Raw genomic sequence first — 24,497 nt, 5'->3', positions numbered from 1 at the left:
CCCTTTTATGTTGTCGAAGTACCCTTCTGTAGCCTGAAAAATTCTTCCAGTTTTTGCCTCACGTACTGACTCCGGCTCTCGTCCAGGTCATCGAGCTGGTAATAAGGAGCATTCTGGGAATGCATTGAAAGCATCTCAAGGCCCGTGTTTATAGAGGACCGGGCCCACATCTGCCATGCCTTTACGGCTTCGGGTTCTTCATTCAACAACTCCTGAAGGGTTATCCTGTAATCCTCGCCGAGCATCTCCATCTCTTCGTTTACGGCCTCAATCAACGACTCGTCAATGCGGGGACGACGCTTGAGAATGCAGGACACAATGAGATCGAGGCAGAACTTGAACGAATCTCCGGGAATATTCTCCGGATGGCAGATCAAACACATATTGCTATCGTGCTCTATCGACGCATTTTCGGGAAAGCGATTCTCTTCGGCGATCCTTTCAAAATGTGCAAAGGTGTATTCAACGGCGTCCGACATAACTCACCTCCAGCAAGAAAGGAAAAACTAGTTCGACGACACCCTAACCTTATATCCCGATCTTCCCGGAAGGAAAAGACCGTGCTACGGGTCTGAGGCTCATTCTTTTTCTTGACAAGAGGAGATCATGCCCTTTATATAATGCCGCTTTACTAAACCAACGGTTTAATGAAGGTAAACATGGAAGCGGGTTTGAAGATCGGCGAAAAGCTGAAAAGGTTGCGAATGGAGAGCGGTCTTACGCAGGAAGAGCTGGCAAACCGCGCCTACCTTACCAAGGGTTTTATTTCGCAACTGGAAAGAGATCTTACATCGCCGTCGATTTCTACACTCAAGGCTATCCTGGATGTTCTGGGAGTGGGATTGGCCGAGTTTTTCAGCGACGTCCGGGATACTTCAACTATAGGTTACGCCCGCAGGCGGGTATTGAGCACGGCATCCACGGATGAATGCTCCGTTTTCTATCTTTTGCCGAGGGCTACCGGAAGGCTTATGGACCCGGTTCTGGTAAGGCTTGCGCCGGGAGTAAAAACCCCCGAAGAGACGGCCCATCCCGGTGAGGAGTTCGGTTTCGTTCTCAAGGGTCGTATAGTTTTGTGGCTGGACAGGCAAAATTACAGGCTTAAAAATGGAGATTGTTTCTACTTTAAGAGCTCTACGCGTCACTGGGTAGAAAACGTCGGTCAGAGCGAAGCGGAGCTACTCTGGGTGGTAAGCCCCACCCGTTTTGAATGGTGATTGCCAGGGGAGATAGTCCGTCGGGGTATGTAAGAAGTTGTGCTCGGCATGATTGGGGAGGTAAGTTGAAATGGGAATGAAAAAACCCGAGTTTGGCTTTGGAGTACATCTCATGGTCGACGGTTACGGGTGCGACCGGTCAGTCCTTGAAGACATCCAGGCTATTTACGATTTTCTCGATCGTTACCCCGAGGAAATGGAGATGACCAAGATTATGCCTCCCTACGTATTCCGCTACGTGGGCACAGTACCGGAGGATTGGGGCATATCTGGTTTTGTACTTATTGCCGAAAGCCACATAAGCATTCACACATTCCCGGAAAAACAGTACATAAGCGTGGACATGTTCTCATGTAAGCCCTTTGACACGGACAAAGCTGTTAAAACCCTAAAGGAATATTTCTCCATCCAGAAGTGTGAAATTCATGTTCTTGACCGTGGTCAGGAGTTCCCTAATTCGCTGTCCGAATCAAAACAGGTTGTTCGTATGGACAGACTGCTTAGAACCAGGAGATGATTCACAGAAGAACCATGTTTGCAGACCTGGAAATCCCGGGGAACCTCTTTTCGGAAGGTTCCCCTTACACGTTTATGGGGCTTCCTTCGGACGCCGAGGCTTTCAAAAGCGCCCGCGTGGTAATCCTGCCCGTTCCTTATGACGGAACCACCACCTTCGTGCCGGGTACGCGAGAGGGACCCAGGGCCATTATAATGGCATCCCGGGAACTGGAGCCCTATGACGAAGAAACGGAAACCGAACCGTGGCGTCAGGGCATTTTCACCCTGCCCGAATTACCCGTTAAGATCTCATCTCCCCGTGAAATGGTCGAACGTGTTAAGCAGGCAGGGCTTTTCATATTAAAGCACGGGAAGATCCCCATAATGCTTGGCGGTGAGCACCTGATGACCTTGGGGCTCGTCTCTTCTTTAAAAGAATTCTATTCCAGCGAAAACATAACGGTTCTTCACCTGGACGCCCATGCCGATCTCAGAGAAGAATACCAGGGTAGTCCGTGGAGTAATGCCTGTGTCGCCAGAAGAATTCTGGAACTCTATCCACTGGTTTCCGTAGGGATAAGGTCTCTTACCAGGGAAGAGCACGACCTGGTGCGCAGGAAAGCCATTCCCTTCTACCCTGCAGCACAGCTTCACGAAAAACCGGCACTCTGGAATTCAATCGTGGAAAACTTATCCGACAATGTTTATATCACGATCGATCTTGACGTTTTCGATCCCTCCGTAATGCCGTCGGTGGGAACACCGGAGCCGGGCGGACTGGGGTGGTACGAAGTTACGGGTCTTCTCAAGCAGATCTGCCTCAAGCGTAACGTGCTGGGCTGTGACATTATGGAGCTAAAACCCATCCCCGGAATGGTAGCCCCTGACTTTCTGGCGGCGAAGCTGGTCTATAAGCTTTGTGCCTATTTATACCGGCGCAAAGGTGACTTAAGACCTCTGGACAAGGATCTAACAAACTGTTAATAATTGATAAGCGAAGGTGTAGTTGTTTTGCTCAGTTCACCGAAATAGCGGGGTAGAATCGTTGGACGAGGAATCGCCCAAAAACCTTGCTCGCTGGCTTAGAAAGGTCTTTCACAGGCTTGCCGGGCTCGGCGATCCGGCGGAAATCGAAAAGGAAATAGAAGAGCTCATCACTGAAGGAGAAAAGCAGGGGATCATTTCCGAAGACGAAGGGGAGATGATCCAGGGTATTTTTTCCTTCAGGGATACCACGGCGCGTGAGATAATGGTGCCCAGAACTGATGTAACGGCAGTTCCGGCGGGCACTTCTCTCGAAGAAGTGGTTAAGGTCATAGTGGAAAGTGGTCACTCAAGAATCCCCGTTTATGAAAACACCCTGGATAACATCATAGGGATAATCCACGCCAAGGATCTGCTGAGATACTGGGGTCAGACTGACACAGAAGCAAGATCCCTGGTCCGGGCGCCCTACTTCATTCCCGAGACAAAAAAAATCAGCGCCGTCCTGGCAGAACTCCGCAATAAGAAATCCCATCTGGCCATTGTGGTAGATGAGTACGGCGGTACGGCAGGTATTCTGACTCTGGAAGACATTATTGAAGAGATCATAGGCGACATAATGGATGAATACGACAGTGACGAGCACTGGATAACGGAAAACGACGACGGTTCGCTGATTGTGGATGCCCGGTTAGATGTTGAGGATCTTGAAGAATATCTGAACGTGAGCTTTCCTGAAGGCAAGTTCGAGTCCGTAGGCGGTTTGATATTCAGCCTCATAGGCAGGGTGCCTCAAAAGGGCGAAGTGATACAGTGGGGCGACCTGGAAATGGAAATCCTGGCGGCAACGGACAGGAAGGTGGAGAAGGTGTTGATCCGCCGTTCGACGGAAGGTGCATCCGACAACGCATCTCAGTCCGGTGTGGTCATTTGAGCGGGCAGAATTTGATTCGCCTTCTGGAGAGTCCCTTTCCGATTATCCTCATCGGTGGAGTTTCTTTAACCCTTGCTTTTCCTCCTTACGGCTATTCTCCTGTAGCCTGGATTGCTTTTATCCCGCTGCTCTGTGCGTCCTCCGACAGGAAAACAGGTGTTTCCAGGGCCGCAATCTTCGGGTTCGTTTTCGGCCTGAGCCACAGGCTGACCAGTATATACTGGATCCACTACGTACTTCAAAAATACGGGCATCTTCCTTTTACCCTGTCTCTCCTTTTGTGCGTAGCCCTCTGTGCTTACCTCGCCATCTACCCCGCCATCTTCGCAATTGCGGCCCGATACCTATCGTTACTCAACCTCAACTGGCTAGTACTACCGTGCACGTGGGTACTTCTGGAGTGGATTCAGGCAAAAGCCCTTACGGGATTTCCCTGGAACCTTGTTGGATACAGCCAGGGTTCCGTTCTTCAAATCGTGCAGAGCGCAGACCTGTGGGGTGTTTACGGCGTAAGCTTTGCGGTTCTTTTGATCAATGCGGTAATAGCCGAACTTCTGAAGAAACGGCGTTTTTCTTTCGTTGCGGCACTATCCGTCGCCACGGTGTGGGCCTTTATCTTCTTCTACGGTGCACACAAGATCAAAAACTATGGGGCTTCGTCCGGAACGAGCAAGTGTTTCAGAACGGCAATAGTTCAGGGCAATATCGATCAGGCGGTAAAATGGGACGCAGAGTTCAGAAGGACTACCCTGGAAAAATATCTTGCCCTGTCACGAAATGCTCTATTGCACAGCGGCAATATCGAGCTTATCGTATGGCCGGAAACGGCCATGCCGTTCTTTTTTGAGCTTGATCCGGATTTCGGCCAGGCCATAAGGCAATTCGCAAAAAAGGAGGGAGTTGCCCTGCTTTTCGGAAGTCCCGGCGTTGCATTTAAAGAAGGGGGAGAAGCCGAGGGATTTCTCAACAATGCATATCTCGTCGACAAAAGAGGTATCACCACGGGGAAGTATTCTAAAGAACATCTTGTTCCCTTCGGCGAATACGTGCCCCTGAAAAAGGTGCTCTTCTTTGTAAAAAGGCTTGTGCCTGCGGCAGGAGACTTCATCCCGGGAAAGACTTCCGGATTGCTTCAGAAGGGTGGTATTCGCATGGGCGTTCTTATATGTTACGAGGCAATCTTTCCGGAGCTGGCTCGAAAACGCACAAAAGCAGGAGCAAATGTCCTTGTAAACATCAGCAATGATGCCTGGTTCGGGTACACTTCCGCACCGTTTCAACATCTTGAAATGGCGCGATGGAGGGCGGTGGAAACCCGCCGCCCCCTTCTGAGGTCAACAAACACGGGGATCAGTGCATTCGTGGACCCTTTGGGCCGAGTTGAACAATCACTGGATCTTTTTAAAGAAGGATTTATCGATCAGACCGTATGTACAGGCGAGGAAGTCACTTTTTACGCCCGGTTCGGCGATTGGCTTGTTCTTTTATGCGCATTGACTACACTTATCTCTATGTTGTATGTCCGGCATTCAGTTAAAAAGAAAGCAAGGAGGGTAAAGCTATGAGGGTCGATGTTGCGGGAGTTAAGGCAGACCTGAGGTACCTTACCAAACGGGTAGAAAACCTGGGAGGGTATCTTTGACATTGCCGGCAAAAGAGAGCGTCTCAAGGTCATAGAGAGCCTGATGGCAAAGGAGGATTTCTGGTCCAGGCCTGAGGAGTCCAAAAATATAGTAAAGGAACGAGCAGAACTTTCGGATGTCGTCCAGAGGTGGGAAGGTATTAAGAGAGAAGTGGAGGAGTGCGAAATTCTGCTGGATCTGGCCGTTGAAGAAGAAGACGAACAGACACTTCAGGAAATAGCCGATAAGGCAGTCAAGCTGAAAAAGGAGCTCCGTAGCCTTGAGCTGGAAAGGCTCCTTGACGGCGAAAACGACGGGCGAAATGCCATTGTGAGCATTCACGCCGGTGCAGGCGGTACGGAAGCTCAGGACTGGGCGGAAATGCTCCTGAGGATGTACACCCGCTGGTGCGAGCGCAAAGGCTATAAGGTCGAAATAGTGGACATGCTTGACGGAGAAGAGGCGGGCATAAAGAACGTAACCTTCACGGTTTCGGGTAAGTATGCATACGGCTTCCTGAAGGCAGAGTCGGGAATTCATCGTCTGGTTCGGATTTCGCCCTTCGATGCGAGTGGACGACGACACACTTCCTTTGCGGCAGTTTTCGTTTATCCCGAGATAGACGACGAAATAGTCATCGACATTAAGCCTTCCGACCTGAGGATAGATACCTTCAGGGCCAGCGGTGCAGGAGGTCAGCATGTAAACAAAACCAGCTCGGCCGTCCGAATTACACATCTCCCCACGGGAATTGTTGTAACCTGTCAAAACGAAAAGTCTCAGCACAGAAACCGGGAAATTGCCATGCGGATCCTCAGGGCCCGGCTGTATGAGCTGGAACGAAAGAAGCAGCAGGAAAAACTCCAGGAGATTCACGACAACCTGGATGAGATCGCCTGGGGTAACCAGATCCGCTCCTACGTCCTCCAGCCTTACAGGCTGGTCAAGGATCACAGGACAAACATAGAGCGTGGCGACGTTGACAACGTACTGGACGGAGATATCGATCAGTTTATTGAAGCTTATCTTTTGCAACAACTCCAGCAAAAGGAACAGCAGGCCGTTGCCTCGCAATAGCCCTAACACTTAGTGGAGACGGACGATGAAAAAGTTCTTTGAGGCTTCGAGCGTAACCGTTGTTGGCGTATCCAATTCTCCTACAAATCTGGGAAGGGCCATCGTCTATAACATGCTTCGCTACCAGTTTCCCGGAGTTATGTATCTTGTAGGCCCCAGGGGCGGAAGCTTTATGGGCTTCAGGATCTACAGGTCCGTTATGGAAACGCCGGAACCCACAGATCTGGCAGTTCTCTTAATACCTGCACGGGCAGTCCCCGACGTGCTCGTCCAGTGCGGCGAAAAAGGCATAAAGCGGGTGGTGGTGGAGTCCGGCGGCTTCAGCGAACTCGGCGACGAAAGACGAGAACTCGAAGATAAAATCAGGGATATACTCAGGCGTTACGGGATGAGGCTGATCGGACCAAACTGTATCGGTATCATTAACCGATGGACAGGACTGGCGGTTCCCTTTATGCCCATAGAACCGGAGGCTCCGCCGGGACACATCGGGATCATTTCTCAGAGCGGTGGTGTGGGCGGAAGCATTCTAAACAGCCTGGGTGCCGAGAACCTGGGCTACAGCCTTTTTGCCTCCATCGGAAACAAACTCAACACCGACGAATGCGACATCCTGGAGCACTACCTTTCCGACGATAGAACCCGTGTGATCTTCTGCTATCTTGAGGGAATCAACGACGGTCGTCGCCTTATGGAGCTTGCATCGACACACGACAAGCCCGTGATCCTCTTCAAATCGAATTGCAATGAGGCATCGAGGAACATTGCCCGATCACACTCGGCATCCCTTGCCGCCGATGATTCCGTCGTAAGCGCTGCCTGCAGGCAGGCCGGTATCATACGAGTAGAAAGCCAGCAGGAAGCCATCGAAGCTTTAAAAGGATTTTCCCTGCCTCCTGTAAAGGGCAATCGACTGGCGGTTATCTCACGATCGGGAGGTCATGCGGTCATAGCCGCCGATGCAGCGGGAGAATTCGGTTTTGAGCTTCCCCCTTTTCCTGACAAGCTGATCAGGGCCGTTGAAGAGAAATCCAGGGCCGGCGTAATCAGGTTTCAAAACCCCCTTGATCTGGGTGACGTCTTTGACTTCGATCTCTATTTGAACCTGGCCCGTGAGTCGGCTGGAAACCCGGATTTCGACTGTCTTCTTTTCGTTCATCATTATCAGGGCCTCTTTGACAGAGAATCTTCACGAAAATTAATCGAGGCCATACCTCAGGTTGTTTCCGAAACCGGAAAACCCATAGCCCTCTGCGTGTTCACCCCCTACAGAGAGCTTTTGCACAATAAGCAAAGCGTAAAGTTCCCCATATTCACGGATCCTCGAGAAGCCGTTAAGGTGCTGGCCCTGTCCAGAGACTTTTACACTCTTCGTCCCGAGGCCCTTGGATCCGCCGTATCCGCGGTGGAATTTTCAGAAGAGGCACGGCTGATCCTGCAGGGATCACCCGCAGGTGTGATGCATCCCTTCGATGCCGGGACATTTCTGAAGGCCTGCGGTTTGCCTCTGGTGCCCTGGAAGAAAGCCACAGACGAAGAGGAAGCGGCAGAAAAAGCCGGAGAAATCGGCTTTCCCGTCGTCCTCAAAACGGCAAACCCCGCAATTGTGCACAAGACGGATGCAGGCGGTGTTTTTCTCGGTATTGAAAGCGAGAAGGACCTGCGAAAGGCCTACGGTGAACTTTCCAGACTGGGTCCGGAGGTAATCGTTCAAAAAATGGTCCCCTCTCAGGGCGTCGAATGGATCGTTGGCGGGAAAAAGGATCCCAATTTCGGGCCTGTTATAATAACCGGTTCCGGAGGGATTATCGTGGAGGTCTTTAAGGACGTAAGCATGCGGGTAGCTCCGGTCGGCAAGGAAGAAGCCGAACGAATGATACTCGAAACAAAAGGAGCTTCTCTCTTGCGCGAGTTCCGCGGCCGAAGGGCGATGAACATAGATGCTCTGACCGACCTGGTGGTTAGAACCTCACAGATTCTTTATGCTTTTCCCCGTATAGCAGAGCTGGACCTCAACCCCGTAATGGTAACCCCCGAAGGCATTTCCGTGCTGGACTGGCGAATATTCCTTGCCGAATAATCCTTCCCGGAGGTAAAGGTCTATGAAGTTTGCTCTGAGCACCAAGAGCTTCAGGCAGTTTTCGCTGGAGCAGTCCATACAGTCCATTGCAAAAGCCGGATTCAAAAACCTGGACATCCTGGCACAGAAGCCTCACATTAATCCAGGGGACTTTACGGCGGCTTACGCCGCACAAATTCAGCGAGCCCTTCAGGATAACAAACTTACCGTGGTCGCCCTGGATGCCTATGGTCCGCCGGACTTCAACCCTTCGTGGCTTGCTGAGGACTGGAAAGAACGGGAAGAACGCATCCGCTACACCTTAGACTGTGCAAGGATAGCGGCGGCTCTCGGTATAAAATACGTCACCATCCCCGCCGGAAGCCCCATTCCCGAGTCAATGGACTACAACGAGGCGTGGCGGTTGTTCGTTGCAAACATGTTCCGCGTGCTTTCCACCGTAGGACGTCTGGGCATAACCATACTTTTACGACCTTCGCCTGACATTCTGATATCCACGGCAGATCAGGCAATAGCCTTTCTGCGCGAGCTGGAGTTTCCGGAAAATCTGAAAATCGCCTTCGATCCTGCTCACGCCCGCTGTGCCGGAGAAGACCCCTGCAGCACAATTCAGGCAATCCTTCCGCAGACGGCCTGTATTTACCTGAGCGACGTCGTCTGCTCAGAAAGCCACTCTCACGTTCCCATAGGAGAAGGGGAACTGGACGTAAAAGCCTTTCTTAACTGTCTTATGGAAGCTTCCTTTGACGGCTACATCATCATCGACCCTGCTTCAGCAGAACAGCCGTCTCAGGAAAGTCTGGAGTCCCTGAATAAGTGGTTAAAAGAAAACGACTTTTTCTAAGGGGTGAACAGATTGCCCCGGGAGTGTTTCAAAGACACCTCGTCCCAGAGTGCTTTCGTTCTGAAAACAGGCAGAGCAGGCAGGGGATAGCGGTACAACCTGCCTTCACTGTAAGCAACACCTGCCCGAATTGTGCAGAAAAGGTCGAAGAAAATCAGCCCCCAAACACCGGGGAAGGCCACGACCGGGGGTGCCATGAAGGCCGTTGCAAGGCAGATAGCAGTAATGGAAGTCTGAAAGCTAAGGGCAAGCCTCCCTGCAAGGTCAATGTAAGGCGACTTTTTGCGTTTTACCAGCCAGACACCCAGCGGCGCAACAATCTGTCCAAAGGGAATCCAGACGTCCAGAAAAGGAAGCCACCAAACCACTCCCAGCAGGGCACTGAAGTGGCAAAGCGACGCCCAGAGCCCTATTTCTTCTATTGCCTTTTTGTCACCCTCTTTCCTTACCAAACCATACCCTTAATTTAATTTCAGGCTCCGGAAAAATCCCTTTTTAAGAACTCGCAAAGACACAGTTTACCTGTTTTCTTCTTTCTTTTCATCTTTTTCCAGATCTTTCACCGTGTTATCGAGCTTATCTACGATGTCTCCCAGCAACGAGGCCTTAACCTCCACTGCCTTCTCTACCTTCTCTCCTTTCACAACCCATAAGGTCACAACTCTTTCGGGAGACTCTTTTTCCTCTTCTTCTGCCGGAAGTTCATTCCAGATCCACCGTGCCAGCTCTTCTTTATCCGTATCAAAGAAAGTGAGGCCATAAAGGGGCTCGGCAGGAAGTGAAGGCACCGGTTTCAGCTCTTTTTCGTATTCCAGATCTTCAAGATCCCAGAACACAGACCTTATCCGCCAGCCTTCTTCAAGTTCTTCAGATTTCCCCCCGTTAACCGAGACTTTCCATTTATCGTCCTCCGCACGGGTGATCTCAACGGATCGCTCTTTCTTCTTCCACACCAGGCGGCCCACCGATTCTTCCTGCCAGGTAAAAAGGGATCTGTCTTCCAGGTCATGAAGAGTTTTTGGAAGTTCGCCCAGTACATCCCTATCGGTGTTCACAATTGAACCAAGATCTGAACTGTATGCAACAAGCTCGGTATTCGATCCTTCCTCCGGCTCCGCAAAAGCAATACGGATCTTTTTGCCACCCTGAAGGAGGACATCAACCTTCACCTCGGGCTTATCGAGCCCGTACTTCGAAAGTAAAGAACCCTCACCGTCTTCACCACCGGTCAATTCGTCCAGAAACTTACGTGCCCTCAACCATCTTATCTGGTCAATAACATTTTCTACCTTGCTGCTTTTGATCTTTACATCCGGCTCCTGCGGCGAAAACCACTTATCGGATTCCTTTTTTACTTCCACCGACCCACCATCGGCCCAGGAAACTGTAATTGCTTCGACATCATCATTTTGAAAAACCGCCAGCTCCTTTCGTCTGAGGTCATAAACATCCTTGTTAAGAATATTCCAGCGGCTCGCACTCATAAGGAAAACTCTTTTGGATTCTCCAACACGGGCATAATAGTGGGTTTCGGCTGGATTTTTGATCCCCACGCTCAGAACATGCTTCCCCTCTGAATCGACCGCTTCAATTACCAGGTTCGGCCTGTCCAGGCCGTATTGCCCCGCTTCTCCGCCTTTCACATCAATCCAGCGGTCGGCTTCAAGATCGGCCATGACATTTAAAAGACCTTTAACGGAAGCATCGTCTGCCGCCGCCTGAAGGGGCTCCCTTATAACCCAGCCTTTCTCCTCCTTTACGAGTTTAACGGTCTTTCCGTCACTTCTTACAACACGCACCTCGGAGATCTTATCGGGCGAAAAATCGAAAACCTTCCTGGCCTGGAGTTCGGCTTTCTCCTTTTCCTTTCTTTTGTAAACATCCACGTAGTAGTAAAAACCTGCCAGAATCAAAAGAATAAGGCCATAAACAGCAAGGCTTTTCCACTTCATCTCTGGGCCCTCCTGACCCGATAAACCCCAAAGCCTAAGACAATCACAAAAAGAGGTATCAAAACCATACTGACCCACATGACAAGCTTCATCTGAGGTCCCGTCAACACAAGAGGTTGCCCTTCTTTCTTCCGAGGTTCAATGGTTATGAGGGTTTCCTCTTCTGCAAGATAATGCACGGCATTGAGGAAAAAGTCTCCGTTTCCGGAAAGCCCAAAGTGAGTGTTATCCACAAAGTCGGAATCGCCTATAACAAGCAAATAGCCCTTTTTCTCCTCTCCCTTTTCTGTCCTATCCTTTTCGTTTTCTTTTTCACCGGTACTTTCCGACATTTTCTCCACATCAACTCTCGCAATTACCGCAATGGGCACCGGACCCATAAGATCTTCTCCCTCGTCATAGCTGGCCTGTCCCTGACGCAACATCTCCTGATTGGTCTCCGCCCAGGCTCCCTCCGACGTTCTGGCGAGGGTTGTCAGGGAAACATAATCTGGATGGTCTGAAGCTTCTCTCACAGATCTTGCTTCGGCATAAAAAGTCGCAACATTGAAATCTTTTGTGATGGGGTGGAAACCGTACTGGGTAACAACGGGAAGCAGATAACTACCACCAAAAACGCGACTTAATTTATCGATGATAACATCATCTTGCAGCTCAATTCCGTACTCACCGAGCCACTCCTTCAGCCCTGCATCCTGATAGGGATCAAGCATTACCACCAGCTTTCCGCCTCTTCTGACATAAGCATCCAGTCTTTTTATTTCTTCGGGGAAGAGTTCCTTCTTCGGACCGGGCACAACAACAACCGCGGCATCATCGGGCACCGCATCCATAGACATTAAATTCAGAGTTGAAACCTCGTAATTTTCTTTCTCCAGCGAAGATCTGACCGTAGAATACCCGACCTTACCGAACTCATCTATGGAATGCTCTCCATGGCCTATTAGAAAGTAGATCTTTTTCTTCTCGTTACGGCTCAATTTCAGAAGAGCATTTGTGATAGACTCCTCGGTAGCACTCTGCACGGTCTCCTTCTTACCGTAACCCTCCAGCACCAAAGTTCCGTAAGTTCGTATCTCGTATTTCTTGGCCATTTCAGGACTTCTGTCCGGATCTATGAACTCATAGGATATTTTTGAATTATAATACCGATAGGTCTCAAGTAGATCCTGAGCCTCTTCGCGGCCCTGATCCGTGGCATAAAAGGCAAGGATGTGAACGGGTTCCGTAATAGAAGCTACCACCTTTTTCGACTGCTCCGTAAGGGTGTGCACCCTGGCTTCGGTTAGGTCCCACCGAAAGAAATGTCTCTCAGAAATAAGGGCTATGAAAACCACTATTCCCAGAAAGAGAAGAGTCGATAATAATGCCTGGGATCCGTAAGTCACGCTCCTGCTACGCTTTAATCCCCGTCGCATCGTCAACCTCCGCTTAAGAGAGGGTGGCTACCCGTTCCAGCGATAAGAATCGATCCTGCGGCGCGTAAGAAAAAGGAATACCACCGTAAACAATACATAATAGACGATGTGCCGCGTATCTATTAATCCCTTCGTAAAGGGATCTAGATGTTCTGTTATGGACAGGTATTCAAAAAGATTGCGGACAAAAGTGCTCTGGGCAATCGACCTCATCCAGGAAATAATCCAGAACCCCAAAAGGGCTCCGAAAGAAATAGTAGCCGCTATGATCTGGTTCTGGGTAAGAGAAGAGGTAAAAATACCCAGAGAAAGGAATGCCGCTCCCATTAAAATCAAACCACCGTATCCTCCCAATATTACAAGCCAGTTGGGATCGGTGAGGTAATCAAGGATAAGCATACAGGGTAGTGTTCCCAGAAGCAGGATTAGGTACACGGTTAAGACGGCACAGAACTTCGCCCAAACCGTTGCTGCATCCGATATGGGGTAAGTAAGCAGAAGCTCCAGAGTTCCGCTTTTTCTTTCCTCGGCAAAAAGCCTCATCGTGAGAAGTGGGGAAAGAAGCAAAAAGACTATGCTGAGATCCAGAAAAAAGGGCCTTGTCACCATGTTGGTAATGTTAAGCTCCCGCGCCATGAAAGGATTTTGAGAAGCCTGAAAGCTTACAAGGCTGTAGTAGGCCATACCGCTGTAGAAAAAGTATCCCGCCAGCAAAAAAAACACCACGGCCACGACGTAAATTATCGGAGAAAACATAAAGGAATAAAGCTCCTTCCTATAAACTGCCCAGAACCCCTTCATCGGCATACCCCCTTTATGCCACCGAAGCTTCCTGCAGATCCTTCTCCTCGGTAACCAGTTGCATAAACACTTCCTCAAGACTGAGATCCACGGACTTCAGCTCCAGAAGCCCATATCCGTTCTCAACCAGAACCCTTGCAACGGCAGGCCTCACCTCTCTGCTTTGATCCGTTTCAATTATCCATCGGGCAGGATTACCATCTTCCGAAACAATCCTAGTTATTCCATCGATTTCGGAAAAAAGTCTCTGGAGATCTGCCAACTCGGCAGGTCTATCCAGAGAGACCTTCACCTGTTTCGTGGTCTGCAACTTCTGCGTGAGTTGTTCGGGTGTATCGGTGGCCACGATTCTTCCCTTGTTTATTATCACGACCCGCTGGCAGGTCTGGGCAACTTCGGGCAATATGTGGCTGCTTAAGAATACAGTGTGCTCTCCTGCAAGGGACTTAATGAGATTCCTCATTTCAACGATCTGCGCAGGATCCAGTCCGATTGTGGGTTCATCCAGAATAATTACCGGAGGATTCCCTATAAGAGCCTGGGCAAGCCCGACTCTCTGGCGATAACCCTTTGAAAGATTGCCGATAATTCGATGTGCCACGGGCTTCAAACCGCATACATCAACCACCCGATCCACCTCTTTCTTTATGTGGCGAGCAGGAATACCCTTGGATGATGCACTGAACTGAAGAAAACGGCGCACCGTCATCTCGGTGTAGAGAGGAACAGTTTCCGGAAGGTATCCTATGCGCTTCCTCACTTCCAGAGAATGTTCAAAGCAATCCAGACCGTCTATCCTGGCTACTCCCGCAGAAGGGGGCATGTAACAGGTGAGAATTTTTATGGTTGTGGATTTTCCTGCCCCGTTAGGGCCGAGAAACCCGACAATCTCGCCTTTCTCAACCTGAAAGGAAACATCCTGTATGGCCGGAATGGCACCGTAATACTTCGTCAACCCTCTGACATCGATCATACCATCACCTCGTTAATACAGAACTTCCCGAGGTTACCCGTTTCGTTCCAAGAGACGATCCACACCCGCTACATCTGTATTCATAAAGCTCTCCATCGGGCAAGAACAGTAACAGCCGTTCTCTTACGGGCATGAGACGGCGACATTTCGAACAATATAGCTCCGTTGCCCGAAAGTCATCATACTGCTTTTCCTGAAAGGAATTAGGCCCTCTGATCATAGCTGGCCTTAGAAGGCAAAGGCCGTTTTTCCGGAATTGTCGTCACCGCCCGATTTCTTTTCCTTCTTCTTTTTCTTCCACCATCCCCAGCCAGAGCCCTTTTCCTTTGTTTCTTTTTCTATCTTCAAAAACTCTTCTAAAAGCTCCCTTTGACGCCTGTTGATTTTTTTTGGAATATATACGTCAATCTCAACGACGAGATCCCCTCTCAGACCAGTCTTAAGAGATCGAACGCCCCTTCCGGGAATCCTCAAGGTGGTTCCGGGTTGAGTGCCGGGTTCAATACGCAGGGTTTCCGTTCCCTCTAGCGTGGGGATCTCTATGTCGGCGCCAAGCACGGCTTCGGCAAAATGAACCGGAACCCTGACAAAAAGTGTCGTGCCGTCTCGTTCGAACACATCATGAGGCCGGACACGAATCTGAACATAGAGATCACCGGGAGAACCTCCGCGGACCCCGCACTCACCTTCTCCTCGGAGTCTCAAACGGGTTCCCGTATCCACTCCCGCCGGAATTTTAACATTAACCCTTTTTTTCCCGGCAACCCGCCCCTGACCTCCGCAGGCTCTGCAGGGGCTCTCGAGAATATGCCCCACCCCACCGCATCTGGAGCAGGTCGTACTTATCCTGAAAAAACCCTGATGCTGGAAAACCTGGCCGTAGCCGTGACAGGCAGGACAGGTGATCTCGCGGCTACCCGGACTTGCCCCGCTACCTCCACAGCTTTCGCAGCGCACATAGGTTTCAATTTCCAGCTCCTTATCGGCTCCGAGAACGGCCTCTTCAAAGGTCAGCTCCATCGTGTAAAGAAGATCACTTCCCGGCTGAGAAGCAGATCGCTGGCGAGGTCTTCCGCCAAACCCCATTCCGAAAAATTCTTCGAAGATATCACTAAAAGCGGAAAAAATATCGTGATGGGTTCTGAAGCCCTGATAACCACTTCCTTTAAGCCCGTCATGACCGTAAAGATCGTAAATCCGCCTTTTCTCCGGGTCTCTCAGAACTTCATAAGCCTCTGCCGCCTCTTTAAATTTCTCTTCCGCTTCCTTATCGCCGGGATTTCTGTCGGGATGATACTGGAAGGCAAGTTTTCGGTAGGCTTTTTTTATTTCTTCCTGGGTTGCATTTCGAGAAACGCCCAGGATTTCATAATAATCCCTTTTCATAAGGCCATATCCTCATACTCCCTTACATCTTCCCCGTAGCTAAAGACAAACAACCCCCCTTCCCCGTTAAGCATGATGTTTGGGCCTGTCAAGATCGTCAGCCTCACCCACGACCTCTCCCGTTAGAAGAAGCAACCGGGCCACCTCTTCTTCCGCCCCGGCTTTTCTGTATGCCTCAGCAGCAAAAGCAAACTTCCCCAGAGCCTCCGCCCTTTTTCCCAGCTTAAGCCATTCTTCCGTCGAGAGATCTCTTTTAAGGCCGCCCAATGCCTGCTTGACCAGAAAAACATCTCCTTCGTCCAGAGCCCCCGTCAGGATTCTTTCGATAGCCGCCGTATCCCCTGCTTTTTTATAAAATTCCAGGGCATCATGTATGTAACCCGCTTCCATACACGATGATGCCCACTCAAGAAGCCGGTCTCTATCGGCATCGGGCTCATTCAGCAGATCCCTTTTGGCCAGATAATCTCGAAATTTCGGTTTGGCCATTTAAGCCCGCCTCTCTTTACTCCTCCTCGGCATCATCCACGATACCATCACCTTCGCCTTTGTCTCTTACGGCTCCAAGGGCCGCAACGCTTTCAAACTCCTGCTGGATCTCAGCCTGCTTCTCCCGGGCCGCTTTTACTTCTTCCGCTCTAGCTCCGGGAATAAGCTCAAGAGACTCTTTCTCCAGAAGGTCGATATTCTCCAGGGTAACCTTTCCGGCAGCTATTTCTCTTAGAGCCAGCACTATTTCTTTATTTTTGGGAGCATGCACCAGCGGTTTTGCACCGCGCCGTAGCTGAAGAACTCTTCTTACGGCAAGATGTATAAGAGCAAAGCGACTGTCAATCTGCCTCATGCAATCTTCTATCGTAACCCGTGCCATCTTTTCCCCTCACAGAAAAATACGCCGTAACCTCCTTCAGATTACGGCGCAGTCATCCACAGACAAAGCCCGATCCGTTCAACAAAAAGAGGTGGTGCCGGAGGAGAGACTCGAACTCTCACGGGCACGAGGCCCACTGGATTTTGAGTCCAGCGCGTCTACCAGTTTCACCACTCCGGCACCTTCTGCCTTTTAAATTATGACCACTACTTCCTTTTTCTGTCAAGACGCTTTTCTTGCCGCCGCAGTTCCCGAAACCGGCTTCCTGAGGGCCCATTCTTCGTAAACTATCAACAGAGGGCTTGCCACAAAAATTGAAGAATAGGTACCGACAATCACTCCTATCATCAAAGCAAAGGCAAAATCTCTTATCACCGTTCCACCCAAAGCGAAAAGAGCAACTATAACCACGAGGGTCGTTCCGGAAGTGAGAATTGTCCGGCTCAGGGTCTGATTTATACTTCTGTTCACCAGCTCTTTGAAATCCACCACCCGTTCTTTCCGCAGATTTTCTCTAATGCGGTCGAAGACTATTATAGTATCGTTTAGAGAATATCCCACTATGGTAAGAAGAGCGGCAACTATTTGCAGAGTGAATTCCTTGTTAAATATTGCGAAAATCCCCACCGTGATCAGAACGTCGTGAATTAGAGCCAGAATGGCCGCCAGAGCATAGGGCAACCGAAAGATCCAGAATAAAAGGAGAGTCAATATCAGGGCGCCTATCGTTAGATAGGTGTAATTCAACCCGACGGCTTCAAGAAGCTTGAGCACCACAAGGAGTGCTGCAGCAATGCCACCGCTCACGAGCCATTTGAACTCAAAACGCCCGGATATGTAGATGGCTATAAAGAGAAGGGAATAGTAAATGGCCAGCAAGGCCTTGTGACGCAAATCTTCACCGACTTTGGGCCCTACCGTTTCAACCCTCCGAATTTCTACCTTGCCAGCCCCAAAGGCACCTTCGAGCTTTTCTTTTACCTGACGAGCAAAACGGTTCACCCCGTCGCCGGATACCCCGGTTCTTATGAGAAACTCGTTATCGCCCGGCAATCCCACCTGCTGAATAGCACTGCCTCCAACCCCAAGGGGTTTTAGCGCCTCTCTAATTTGACTCACTTCGACGGGTTCCGAAAACTTGACCTGTACGATTGTCCCCCCGGCAAAATCTATCCCCATGTTGAGGCCACCCCTAATCACCATGGCCGAAAGACCCGTAACGATAAGCACGATAGATAGAACAAAAGCAATATTTCGTCTTCCCACGAAATCCAGATTTATATCCGGCCTTATGAACTCCATAATCTGCTATCTCCCCTGGCTATATGCTCAGCACGGCGGCACGACGGGTGCCAAGCAGGTAGTCAAAAACAATTCTGGTGAATATTATCGCCGTGAACATACTGGCAACTATTCCCATGGAAAGCGTAACGGCAAATCCCCTTACGGGACCCGTTCCGAACTGAAAGAGCACTACTGCGGCAATGAGTGTGGTGATGTTCGCATCTAGGATGGTCAGTGTTGCCCGGGAATAGCCGGTGCTTACGGCAGCCTTGGGGGTTTTACCCAACCTCAATTCTTCTCTAATTCTTTCAAAAATAAGCACATTCGCATCAACGGCCATGCCTATGGTCAGGATTATGCCGGCAATGCCGGGAAGGGTTAGCGTGGCCTGAAAAGCGGCAAGCCCCGCCATTATAAGCAGTATATTAAGACAGAGAGAAATGTCTGCAATCAACCCCGAAAGTTTATAGTAAAGGGGCATAAAAAGAAGCACAACGGCACCGCCTACCAGCATTGCTATAAGGCCCATTCTGATGGAGTCTCTACCGAGAGAAGGCCCCACGGTTCTTTCTTCTAAAATCTTAACCGGGGCCGGAAGTGCCCCTGCTCTCAGAACAATCGCCAGATCTCTGGCCTCTTCCATGGTAAAAGAGCCGGTTATGCTGGCATGGCCGCCGGAAATTTTTTCCTGAATCACCGGAGCCGAATAAACCACCCCGTCAAGCACAATAGCCAGCCGCTCTTTAACGTGCTCTCCCGTTATGCGCTCAAATATCCGGGCCCCCTGAGGATCGAACTCAAGGGCCACATAGGGTCGGTTAAACTGAGGATCAATCCTTACACGGGCATCGGTGATGTATTCACCTGTAAGAAGAGTTCGATCCCTGAGAACAATCGTGGTCTGGTAAGTCCTTTTGGTATTGGGATCGAATCTCTTCATGGGATAAACCCTGGAACCGGGAGGCAGTTTTCCACTTCGGATTTCTTCGGGCGTAACCCTCTCATCCACCAGCTTAAACTCAAGCCTTGCCGTTTTTCCTATAATGTTCAGGGCCCGTTCTGGGTCCTTAACTCCGGGAAGCTGAACGAGAATCCGATCCTCGCCCTGCGGTCTTATGTCAGGCTCGGTTACACCAAACTGATCAATTCTGTTGCGGATTGTCTCAAGAGCCTGACGAGCGGCTAGCTTCTTTATGTGATCGACTTCTTTACCGTCCAGAGCGAGATACAGAACCACCTGATCGTCTATCGTTTCTCGCTTCTGCTCAAGCAAGGTCGGAAAGCGATTGTTAAGGACCTCGGCCACCTTATCCTGTGGAGCATCGGCCGGAAGTTTCAATACCAGCCCTTCAAGACCACTCCTGGAAATCTCAAAGAAGGGAATACCTTCCTCACGAAAAGCATCCTTCACATCTTCCGCCATTCTATCCACGGTGCTTTTTACGGCTTCATCGGTCTGGACTTCAAGGATCAGATGCATTCCTCCCTGCAAATCAAGACCCAGATGAAGCTTCTCTCTGGGAAGGAAACCCTTCCACCAGGACGGAAGAGACGGACTTATAGAAGGTATCAAGTAAACGACTGAGATAAGAACGACTACCAGAACGAGCAAAAAGCGCCACTTAAGGCTTTTCAACTTCGTGCCTCCTCGATAACCCAAATTTTACTCTTTATCTTTCCCCGGCGAAACAACCCCTACAATATACCCTCTCTGAACCTTAACCCTGACCCCATCGGCAATCTCAAGGGTAACCACCGAATCGGTAAGCCCGGTTATGGTTCCGTGCAAACCACCCTGGGTTATAACATGATCACCTTTTTTCAGGTTTGCCAGCATTTGACGATGCTCTTTCTGTCTTTTCTGCTGAGGTCTTATCAAAAGAAAATAAAAAATAAGAATCATCAAAATAAGGGGTACAAACGCAGCCAGCCCACCACCTGCTCCCTGAGCAGCATTCTGTCCCGTCGTTCCCATAGCGTAAGCAATGCCGATCAAACCCATACGGTTTCCTCCTTGATGCTAACAATTACAGAATTCTTACCAACTTAAAACTCATGTCTGCGGCCGGCGCCGAGTGCGTGATAGCTCCGGAGCTTATAAAATCAACCCCCGTCTCAGCTACCTGACGCACGTTATGGAGGCCTATCCCTCCCGAGGCCTCACAAAGTACCCGTCCACGACACATAGCAACGGCTTCCTTTAGTTCAGGAAGCGTAAAGTTGTCCAGTAAAACCATGTCCACACCCGCAGCTAAAGCTGCCTCAAGCTGATCGAGACTTTCAACCTCCACCTCTATCTTTAGCAGGTGATGGACGCTTTCCCTCACCCGCCGGACCGCTTCACCGATGGACCCCGCGGCGATTATATGATTGTCCTTGATGAGAACCCCGTCAAAAAGGCCGAATCTGTGATTCTGGCCTCCACCGTGACGGACGGCATTCTTTTCAAGCCTGCGCCAGAGCGGCGTTGTTTTACGAGTATCCAGAAGCCTGCAACCGGTACCTTCAAGGAGAGTAACCATTTTTCTCGTCATAGTTGCAATCCCACACAGCCTCTGAAGCAAGTTCAGCATGACCCTTTCAGCCTGAAGCAGTGTGCGGACTTTACCACGAAACCGAAAGATCACATCACCGCCCCGAACAACATCACCATCTCTAAAAAAACTCTCAATTTCGACACCCTGATCTCCAAGGCAGTAAAAAACCCCACGAGGAATATCCCTCCCGGAAAGAACGAGCTCCTCCCTGGCAACGATCTCCCCTATGCCGACATCTTCACTTCCGACAACGGCCAGGGTGGTCACATCCCCGGGACCTATATCTTCGTACAATGCCGCTTTCAGAAGTTCCTCCAGCACCGGAAACATTTTCAGCTACTCCGGCTATTACCCGCAAAACGGGCGATTCTGTCATAGTGATCCTTCAGTTTCTTGATCTTTTCGCCGAGCCTGACCGATTTTTCCCGCTCTTTTTCTACCACGTCCTGAGGAGCCTTTTTTAGAAAGTCTTCGTTGTGAAGCTTCCGGGTAGTCAGGAACAACTCCTTTTCCACCTTCTGAATTTCCTTTTCAAGCCGCTGTAATTCGGCATTAAAGTCAAGCAGATCCTTAAGAAGAACATAAACCTCCACGGAACCTGCCACCGCGCCGGCGGCCACATCCGGTTTATCGCCCGACATGTCCCGTATATCCAGACGGTTTACCCGGGCAAGGTCGTGGATTAGATAGCCGTAATCTTCGAGCAACGACCTATCGGCATCATCCTTACAACGGCAAACCACATCAACCCTTGCCCCCGGCTGTATGTTCATCTCACCCCGAATGTTGCGTATCCCGGAGATAACTTCCTGAAGAAGCCCCATCCTGGCCTCGGCTTCGGGATCTTTCAAAGAGGGATTCAAATCCGGAAATGACGCCTTCATTATGCTTCCGTCGGTTTGAGGAAGCTTCTGCCAGATTTCTTCCGTAACAAAAGGCATGATAGGATGAAGCATGATCAGGACCTTTTCCAGCACCCTGGCGGAAACGGCCTGGGCAATTGCTCTTTTTTCCTTGTCCTCTCCGTAAATGTCGGCTTTTATCATTTCCAGGTACCAGTCGCAGTATTCATGCCATACGAACTGATAAAGCGTCTGAGCATGCTCGTTGAATTGATAGTTCTCCAGTGCTCTTTCAACATCTTCGATGACACCCTGAAGTCGGCTCAGAATCCAGCGATGGACGAGACTATCAGGTTTCCCGGATATGTCCGGAATTTCCGCATCGGGATCGAGATTCATGAGGACAAGTCGTGAGGCATTCCAGATTTTGTTAACAAAGTGACGATATCCTTCTATTCGCTGCTCCGAAAGGCGTATGTCCCGCCCCTGGACGGCAAAAGCTGCGAGGGTAAATCTGAAAGCATCGGTCCCGTAGCGCTCCATCATCACCAGAGGATCGATAACGTTACCTCTGGATTTGCTCATCTTCTGGCCCTGTTCATCTCTTACCAGAGCATGGACGTAAACATCGTAGAAGGGAACGTCTCCCATAAAGTGGAGACCCATCATCATCATGCGGGCTACCCAGAAAAAGAGAATGTCAAAACCGGTAACCAGAACCGAAGTGGGATAGAAGCGGGCAAGCTCCGGCGTTTGCTCAGGCCATCCCATCGTTGAGAAGGGCCAGAGGGCCGAACTGAACCATGTATCAAGAACATCGGGATCCTGGGTAATATCGGCACTTCCGCATCCACCGCATCTTTCGGGATCCTCTTCTGAAACCGTTATGAAGTCGCAATCCCGACAATACCATGCAGGGATCCGATGTCCCCACCAGATCTGCCGGCTGATGCACCAGTCCTCAATGTTTTCGAGCCACACGAAATAGTCTCTGGTCCACTTTTCGGGTATGATTCTCGTGCGCCCTTTTCTAACCGCCTCTATTGCCCGTTCGGCCAGGGGTTTGGTTTTTACAAACCATTGAAGAGAAACCAGAGGCTCTATGACGCTCTTGCATCTATAACAGTGCCCAACGCGGTGTTGAATATCCTCTATTTTCTCCAGAAGCCCCTGAGCCTTAAGGTCATCAACAACCTTCCTGCGACACTCATATCTGTCCACCCCGGCATAGGCAGAACCGGCCAGTTCGGTCATCCGACCGTCGGGCCCGATAACCTCAACGAAATCAAGCCCGTGCTTCCTGCCGAGCTCGAAGTCGTTAAAGTCATGAGCGGGAGTTACTTTAAGAGCCCCCGTGCCCAGCTCCATGTCTACGTAAGAATCGGCTATGATGGGTATCCTTCGTCCGACCAGGGGCAGCACGCAATGTTTTCCCACGAGATGCCGGTATCTGTCGTCTTCGGGATGCACGGCAACGGCGGTATCGCCCAGCATGGTCTCAGGCCGGGTTGTAGCCACCACAACATGGCCGGATCCGTCTTCCAGCGGATAGCGAATATAGTAAAAGGCTCCTTCTACCTCTTCCCCTTCCACTTCAATGTTGGCCAGAGCAGTGTTACAACGAGGGCACCAGTTTATCATTCGCTTTCCGCGATATATGAGTCCTTCTCTGTAAAGCCGGACAAAAACAAGCCTCACGGCCCTTGAGAGGCCCTCGTCCATTGTGAAGCGCTGACGCTGCCAGTCACAGGAAGCACCGAGCCGCTTGAGCTGGTTGATGATAATATTTCCGTACTTTTCCTTCCACTGCCACACCCGTTCTATAAATGCTTCTCTGCCTATGTCGTGACGGGTTTTCCCTTCTTTGGCGAGTTCTCGCTCCACAACATTCTGGGTTGCTATACCGGCGTGGTCGGTACCCGGTACCCAGAGAACCTCATACCCTTTAAGGCGTTTGTAACGACAGAGAATATCCTGAAGGGTGTTGTTCAGTGCGTGCCCCATGTGAAGCTGGCCCGTTACATTGGGAGGAGGAATTACTATGGAAAAAGAGGGCTTAGGGCTTTTCACGTCTGCGTGGAAAAATCCCTGCTCTTCCCAGAAACGATACCAGTAAGGTTCGACATCTCGAAAGTCGTAAGCCTTCGGCAAGGTATTCGGTTCCATATATTTCCACTCCCCTCCTTTGAACCTTTTACTCCTCCAATTCTTTCTTAAGAGCTTCGAGTTCCTGCTTTACCGTTTTGAGTACCAGCTCGGGAAGGCGTGCTTCCACAATTTCCTCAAACTTGGAAACAAGTCTTTCTTCAAGACGATCGATAATTTCGTCGAGATCCGGAGCCTGAGCAGGGAGCACTTCCTGAGGCGTAAGGGCACTTACTTCCCCACCTTCATGGACCTTCTCTTCTTCTTTCTCAAGCAGGGCCTCTTGAAAAAGCGAGTCCACAAAATCCTGTGCGGTTTTCTCCTTTACGGTTTCTTCACCCTTCAAGGGCTCCGGCTCAGGAATTTGCTCCACCGTCCTGGTATCTTCCATCTCTGCCTCATCTATTCCGAGATCCAGATCCAGATCTTTAATATCGGCTTCATCAATGGAGATATCGGCATCCTCGGCAAAGAGCATATCATCAAGATCTTCTCCAAGGGGGAGCTCTTCAGGTTCCTCAACGACCTCTTCAAGCTCTATTATTTCATCATCTTCCATCAACTCTTCACCGGGGGTTATTTCCAGTTTCTTTTTTCTAACCATGGCACAACTCCTTTATTGTGCTTAAAAATTACGGTTCCGATACCATGCTACCCCTGGAGCGTCAAGAAGATTGAATTCGGCGGCCCGGTAGCTACGACACCCACAAAACCGTTGCCTTTCCTTCGTCTAAAGATTATTAAGGAATGTACCCGATTGTGCTAGGCGGGGAGTTAGCGGTGCCCTGTACCCGAAATCCGCTCAGCGGGGCCGAACTCCCTCCCGAGGGCATGGGCCTGAAGATAAGGCCACTGCTCTCACGGCACACCGGACACCACGTAACGGGCAGGTGTGAACCCCGTCAGGTCCGGAAGGAAGCAGCGGTAAGCACTGGCGTCCGTGTCGTGGTTCACTCTGGTGGAGCCGGGAGATGCAACCTTATCGGATGCCCTGCTCGACGGAGGGTGCACAATCGGGTACCAATCACGAAG

At 50.3% G+C, this 24,497-nt stretch carries 22 protein-coding genes, 1 tRNA gene, 1 other RNA gene and 1 pseudogene; 9 read left to right on the top strand and 16 right to left on the bottom strand.

The features are described from left to right. Positions 1-5 precede the first annotated feature (5 nt). A complete protein-coding gene (locus tag BM091_RS10075) occupies positions 6-479 on the bottom strand; it encodes a hypothetical protein (RefSeq protein WP_093395481.1) in 474 nt (157 codons plus the stop codon). 180 nt (positions 480-659) lie between these two features. On the opposite strand from BM091_RS10075, the gene BM091_RS10070 reads away from it, so the two are divergent. The 8 genes from BM091_RS10070 to BM091_RS10035 all read left to right on the top strand — a co-directional run bounded on the left by BM091_RS10070 (position 660) and on the right by BM091_RS10035 (position 9,256). Beyond that, positions 660-1,217: a cupin domain-containing protein gene (locus BM091_RS10070; protein ID WP_245735346.1), complete on the top strand. Its 558-nt coding sequence runs from the start codon at positions 660-662 to the stop codon at positions 1,215-1,217. 70 nt (positions 1,218-1,287) lie between these two features. Beyond that, positions 1,288-1,734 (top strand): adenosylmethionine decarboxylase, encoded by a 447-nt coding sequence (gene speD, locus BM091_RS10065; protein ID WP_093395479.1) that lies wholly within the window; start codon positions 1,288-1,290, stop codon positions 1,732-1,734. Continuing rightward, complete coding sequence (speB, locus tag BM091_RS10060) at positions 1,731-2,699, top strand: agmatinase (RefSeq protein WP_093395477.1); 969 nt, start codon at positions 1,731-1,733, stop codon at positions 2,697-2,699. The genes speD and speB overlap by 4 nt, the downstream gene beginning before the upstream one ends. 61 nt (positions 2,700-2,760) lie before the next feature. Then, on the top strand, positions 2,761-3,633 hold the full coding sequence (locus BM091_RS10055) for a hemolysin family protein (RefSeq protein WP_093395475.1): 873 nt from the start codon (positions 2,761-2,763) through the stop codon (positions 3,631-3,633). Further along, on the top strand, positions 3,630-5,198 hold the full coding sequence (gene lnt, locus BM091_RS10050) for an apolipoprotein N-acyltransferase (protein WP_177193604.1): 1,569 nt from the start codon (positions 3,630-3,632) through the stop codon (positions 5,196-5,198). The genes BM091_RS10055 and lnt overlap by 4 nt, the downstream gene beginning before the upstream one ends. After that, a protein-coding gene (prfB, locus tag BM091_RS10045; RefSeq protein ID WP_143083132.1) for a peptide chain release factor 2 occupies positions 5,195-6,332 on the top strand; the annotation gives its coding sequence in 2 pieces (ribosomal slippage) (positions 5,195-5,260 and positions 5,262-6,332; 1,137 coding nt in all). The genes lnt and prfB overlap by 4 nt, the downstream gene beginning before the upstream one ends. Before the next feature lie 25 nt (positions 6,333-6,357). Then, on the top strand, positions 6,358-8,412 hold the full coding sequence (locus BM091_RS10040; protein ID WP_093395470.1) for an acetate--CoA ligase family protein: 2,055 nt from the start codon (positions 6,358-6,360) through the stop codon (positions 8,410-8,412). Between the two features lie 22 nt (positions 8,413-8,434). Next, positions 8,435-9,256: a sugar phosphate isomerase/epimerase family protein gene (locus tag BM091_RS10035; protein WP_093395468.1), complete on the top strand. Its 822-nt coding sequence runs from the start codon at positions 8,435-8,437 to the stop codon at positions 9,254-9,256. Here the strand turns inward: BM091_RS10035 and BM091_RS10030 are convergent. From BM091_RS10030 to BM091_RS09955, 15 genes and pseudogenes are all read right to left on the bottom strand, one after another. Then, positions 9,253-9,708, bottom strand: coding sequence for a DUF4870 domain-containing protein (locus BM091_RS10030; RefSeq protein ID WP_093395466.1), 456 nt, complete (start codon positions 9,706-9,708; stop codon positions 9,253-9,255). The genes BM091_RS10035 and BM091_RS10030 overlap by 4 nt on opposite strands. A gap of 66 nt (positions 9,709-9,774) precedes the next feature. Further along, complete coding sequence (locus tag BM091_RS10025) at positions 9,775-11,208, bottom strand: DUF4340 domain-containing protein (RefSeq protein WP_093395464.1); 1,434 nt, start codon at positions 11,206-11,208, stop codon at positions 9,775-9,777. Then, on the bottom strand, positions 11,205-12,626 hold the full coding sequence (locus BM091_RS10020) for a GldG family protein (RefSeq protein WP_093395462.1): 1,422 nt from the start codon (positions 12,624-12,626) through the stop codon (positions 11,205-11,207). The genes BM091_RS10025 and BM091_RS10020 overlap by 4 nt, the downstream gene beginning before the upstream one ends. A 27-nt stretch (positions 12,627-12,653) precedes the next feature. Further along, entirely contained in the window at positions 12,654-13,427 is a 774-nt protein-coding gene (locus BM091_RS10015) for an ABC transporter permease subunit (protein ID WP_093395460.1), read from the bottom strand. 13 nt (positions 13,428-13,440) lie between these two features. After that, positions 13,441-14,400, bottom strand: a complete 960-nt coding sequence (locus tag BM091_RS10010; protein ID WP_093395458.1) for an ABC transporter ATP-binding protein — start codon at positions 14,398-14,400, stop codon at positions 13,441-13,443. Positions 14,401-14,628: 228 nt separating this feature from the next. Next, entirely contained in the window at positions 14,629-15,786 is a 1,158-nt protein-coding gene (gene dnaJ, locus BM091_RS10000) for a molecular chaperone DnaJ (RefSeq protein WP_093395455.1), read from the bottom strand. 66 nt (positions 15,787-15,852) lie between these two features. Continuing rightward, on the bottom strand, positions 15,853-16,275 hold the full coding sequence (locus tag BM091_RS09995; protein WP_093395453.1) for a hypothetical protein: 423 nt from the start codon (positions 16,273-16,275) through the stop codon (positions 15,853-15,855). Positions 16,276-16,426: 151 nt separating this feature from the next. Continuing rightward, positions 16,427-16,657: pseudogene (gene rpoZ / locus BM091_RS14515) on the bottom strand (DNA-directed RNA polymerase subunit omega); the annotation flags it as partial. Between the two features lie 92 nt (positions 16,658-16,749). Next, positions 16,750-16,837: transfer RNA gene (locus BM091_RS09985), tRNA-Leu, on the bottom strand. A 42-nt stretch (positions 16,838-16,879) separates the two neighbouring features. Further along, complete coding sequence (gene secF / locus BM091_RS09980; protein WP_093395450.1) at positions 16,880-17,959, bottom strand: protein translocase subunit SecF; 1,080 nt, start codon at positions 17,957-17,959, stop codon at positions 16,880-16,882. A 19-nt stretch (positions 17,960-17,978) separates the two neighbouring features. After that, entirely contained in the window at positions 17,979-19,577 is a 1,599-nt protein-coding gene (gene secD, locus BM091_RS09975) for a protein translocase subunit SecD (protein ID WP_093395449.1), read from the bottom strand. A gap of 27 nt (positions 19,578-19,604) precedes the next feature. Next, positions 19,605-19,943, bottom strand: coding sequence for a preprotein translocase subunit YajC (gene yajC / locus BM091_RS09970; protein ID WP_093395447.1), 339 nt, complete (start codon positions 19,941-19,943; stop codon positions 19,605-19,607). 25 nt (positions 19,944-19,968) lie between these two features. Further along, positions 19,969-20,808 carry a carboxylating nicotinate-nucleotide diphosphorylase gene (nadC, locus tag BM091_RS09965; protein ID WP_093395446.1) on the bottom strand — a complete coding sequence of 280 codons (840 nt, stop codon included), beginning with the start codon at positions 20,806-20,808 and terminating at the stop codon, positions 19,969-19,971. Positions 20,809-20,810: 2 nt separating this feature from the next. Beyond that, positions 20,811-23,486, bottom strand: a complete 2,676-nt coding sequence (locus tag BM091_RS09960; RefSeq protein ID WP_093395444.1) for a valine--tRNA ligase — start codon at positions 23,484-23,486, stop codon at positions 20,811-20,813. A 28-nt stretch (positions 23,487-23,514) separates the two neighbouring features. Next, positions 23,515-24,069 carry a hypothetical protein gene (locus BM091_RS09955; RefSeq protein ID WP_093395443.1) on the bottom strand — a complete coding sequence of 185 codons (555 nt, stop codon included), beginning with the start codon at positions 24,067-24,069 and terminating at the stop codon, positions 23,515-23,517. Positions 24,070-24,222: 153 nt separating this feature from the next. Between BM091_RS09955 and ffs the strand changes: the two genes are divergently transcribed. After that, an RNA gene (gene ffs / locus BM091_RS09950) (signal recognition particle sRNA large type) lies at positions 24,223-24,478 on the top strand. Positions 24,479-24,497: the final 19 nt, after the last annotated feature.

This window comes from Thermodesulforhabdus norvegica (genome assembly GCF_900114975.1).
Lineage (GTDB): Bacteria > Desulfobacterota > Syntrophobacteria > Syntrophobacterales > Thermodesulforhabdaceae > Thermodesulforhabdus > Thermodesulforhabdus norvegica.
This window is presented reverse-complemented; position numbering and strand designations above follow the sequence as displayed.

Excerpts from the sequence above, each read along its gene's own strand:
- BM091_RS10075 (WP_093395481.1), bottom strand. The coding sequence starts at position 479 with ATGTCGGACGCCGTTGAATACACCTTTGCACATTTTGAAAGGATCGCC.
- BM091_RS10070 (WP_245735346.1), top strand. The coding sequence starts at position 660 with ATGGAAGCGGGTTTGAAGATCGGCGAAAAGCTGAAAAGGTTGCGAATG.
- speD (WP_093395479.1), top strand. The coding sequence starts at position 1,288 with ATGGGAATGAAAAAACCCGAGTTTGGCTTTGGAGTACATCTCATGGTC.
- speB (WP_093395477.1), top strand. The coding sequence starts at position 1,731 with ATGATTCACAGAAGAACCATGTTTGCAGACCTGGAAATCCCGGGGAAC.
- BM091_RS10040 (WP_093395470.1), top strand. The coding sequence starts at position 6,358 with ATGAAAAAGTTCTTTGAGGCTTCGAGCGTAACCGTTGTTGGCGTATCC.
- BM091_RS10035 (WP_093395468.1), top strand. The coding sequence starts at position 8,435 with ATGAAGTTTGCTCTGAGCACCAAGAGCTTCAGGCAGTTTTCGCTGGAG.
- BM091_RS10025 (WP_093395464.1), bottom strand. The coding sequence starts at position 11,208 with ATGAAGTGGAAAAGCCTTGCTGTTTATGGCCTTATTCTTTTGATTCTG.
- BM091_RS10020 (WP_093395462.1), bottom strand. The coding sequence starts at position 12,626 with ATGCGACGGGGATTAAAGCGTAGCAGGAGCGTGACTTACGGATCCCAG.
- BM091_RS10015 (WP_093395460.1), bottom strand. The coding sequence starts at position 13,427 with ATGAAGGGGTTCTGGGCAGTTTATAGGAAGGAGCTTTATTCCTTTATG.
- BM091_RS10010 (WP_093395458.1), bottom strand. The coding sequence starts at position 14,400 with ATGATCGATGTCAGAGGGTTGACGAAGTATTACGGTGCCATTCCGGCC.
- dnaJ (WP_093395455.1), bottom strand. The coding sequence starts at position 15,786 with ATGAAAAGGGATTATTATGAAATCCTGGGCGTTTCTCGAAATGCAACC.
- BM091_RS09995 (WP_093395453.1), bottom strand. The coding sequence starts at position 16,275 with ATGGCCAAACCGAAATTTCGAGATTATCTGGCCAAAAGGGATCTGCTG.
- secF (WP_093395450.1), bottom strand. The coding sequence starts at position 17,959 with ATGGAGTTCATAAGGCCGGATATAAATCTGGATTTCGTGGGAAGACGA.
- yajC (WP_093395447.1), bottom strand. The coding sequence starts at position 19,943 with ATGGGTTTGATCGGCATTGCTTACGCTATGGGAACGACGGGACAGAAT.
- nadC (WP_093395446.1), bottom strand. The coding sequence starts at position 20,808 with ATGTTTCCGGTGCTGGAGGAACTTCTGAAAGCGGCATTGTACGAAGAT.
- BM091_RS09960 (WP_093395444.1), bottom strand. The coding sequence starts at position 23,486 with ATGGAACCGAATACCTTGCCGAAGGCTTACGACTTTCGAGATGTCGAA.
- BM091_RS09955 (WP_093395443.1), bottom strand. The coding sequence starts at position 24,069 with ATGGTTAGAAAAAAGAAACTGGAAATAACCCCCGGTGAAGAGTTGATG.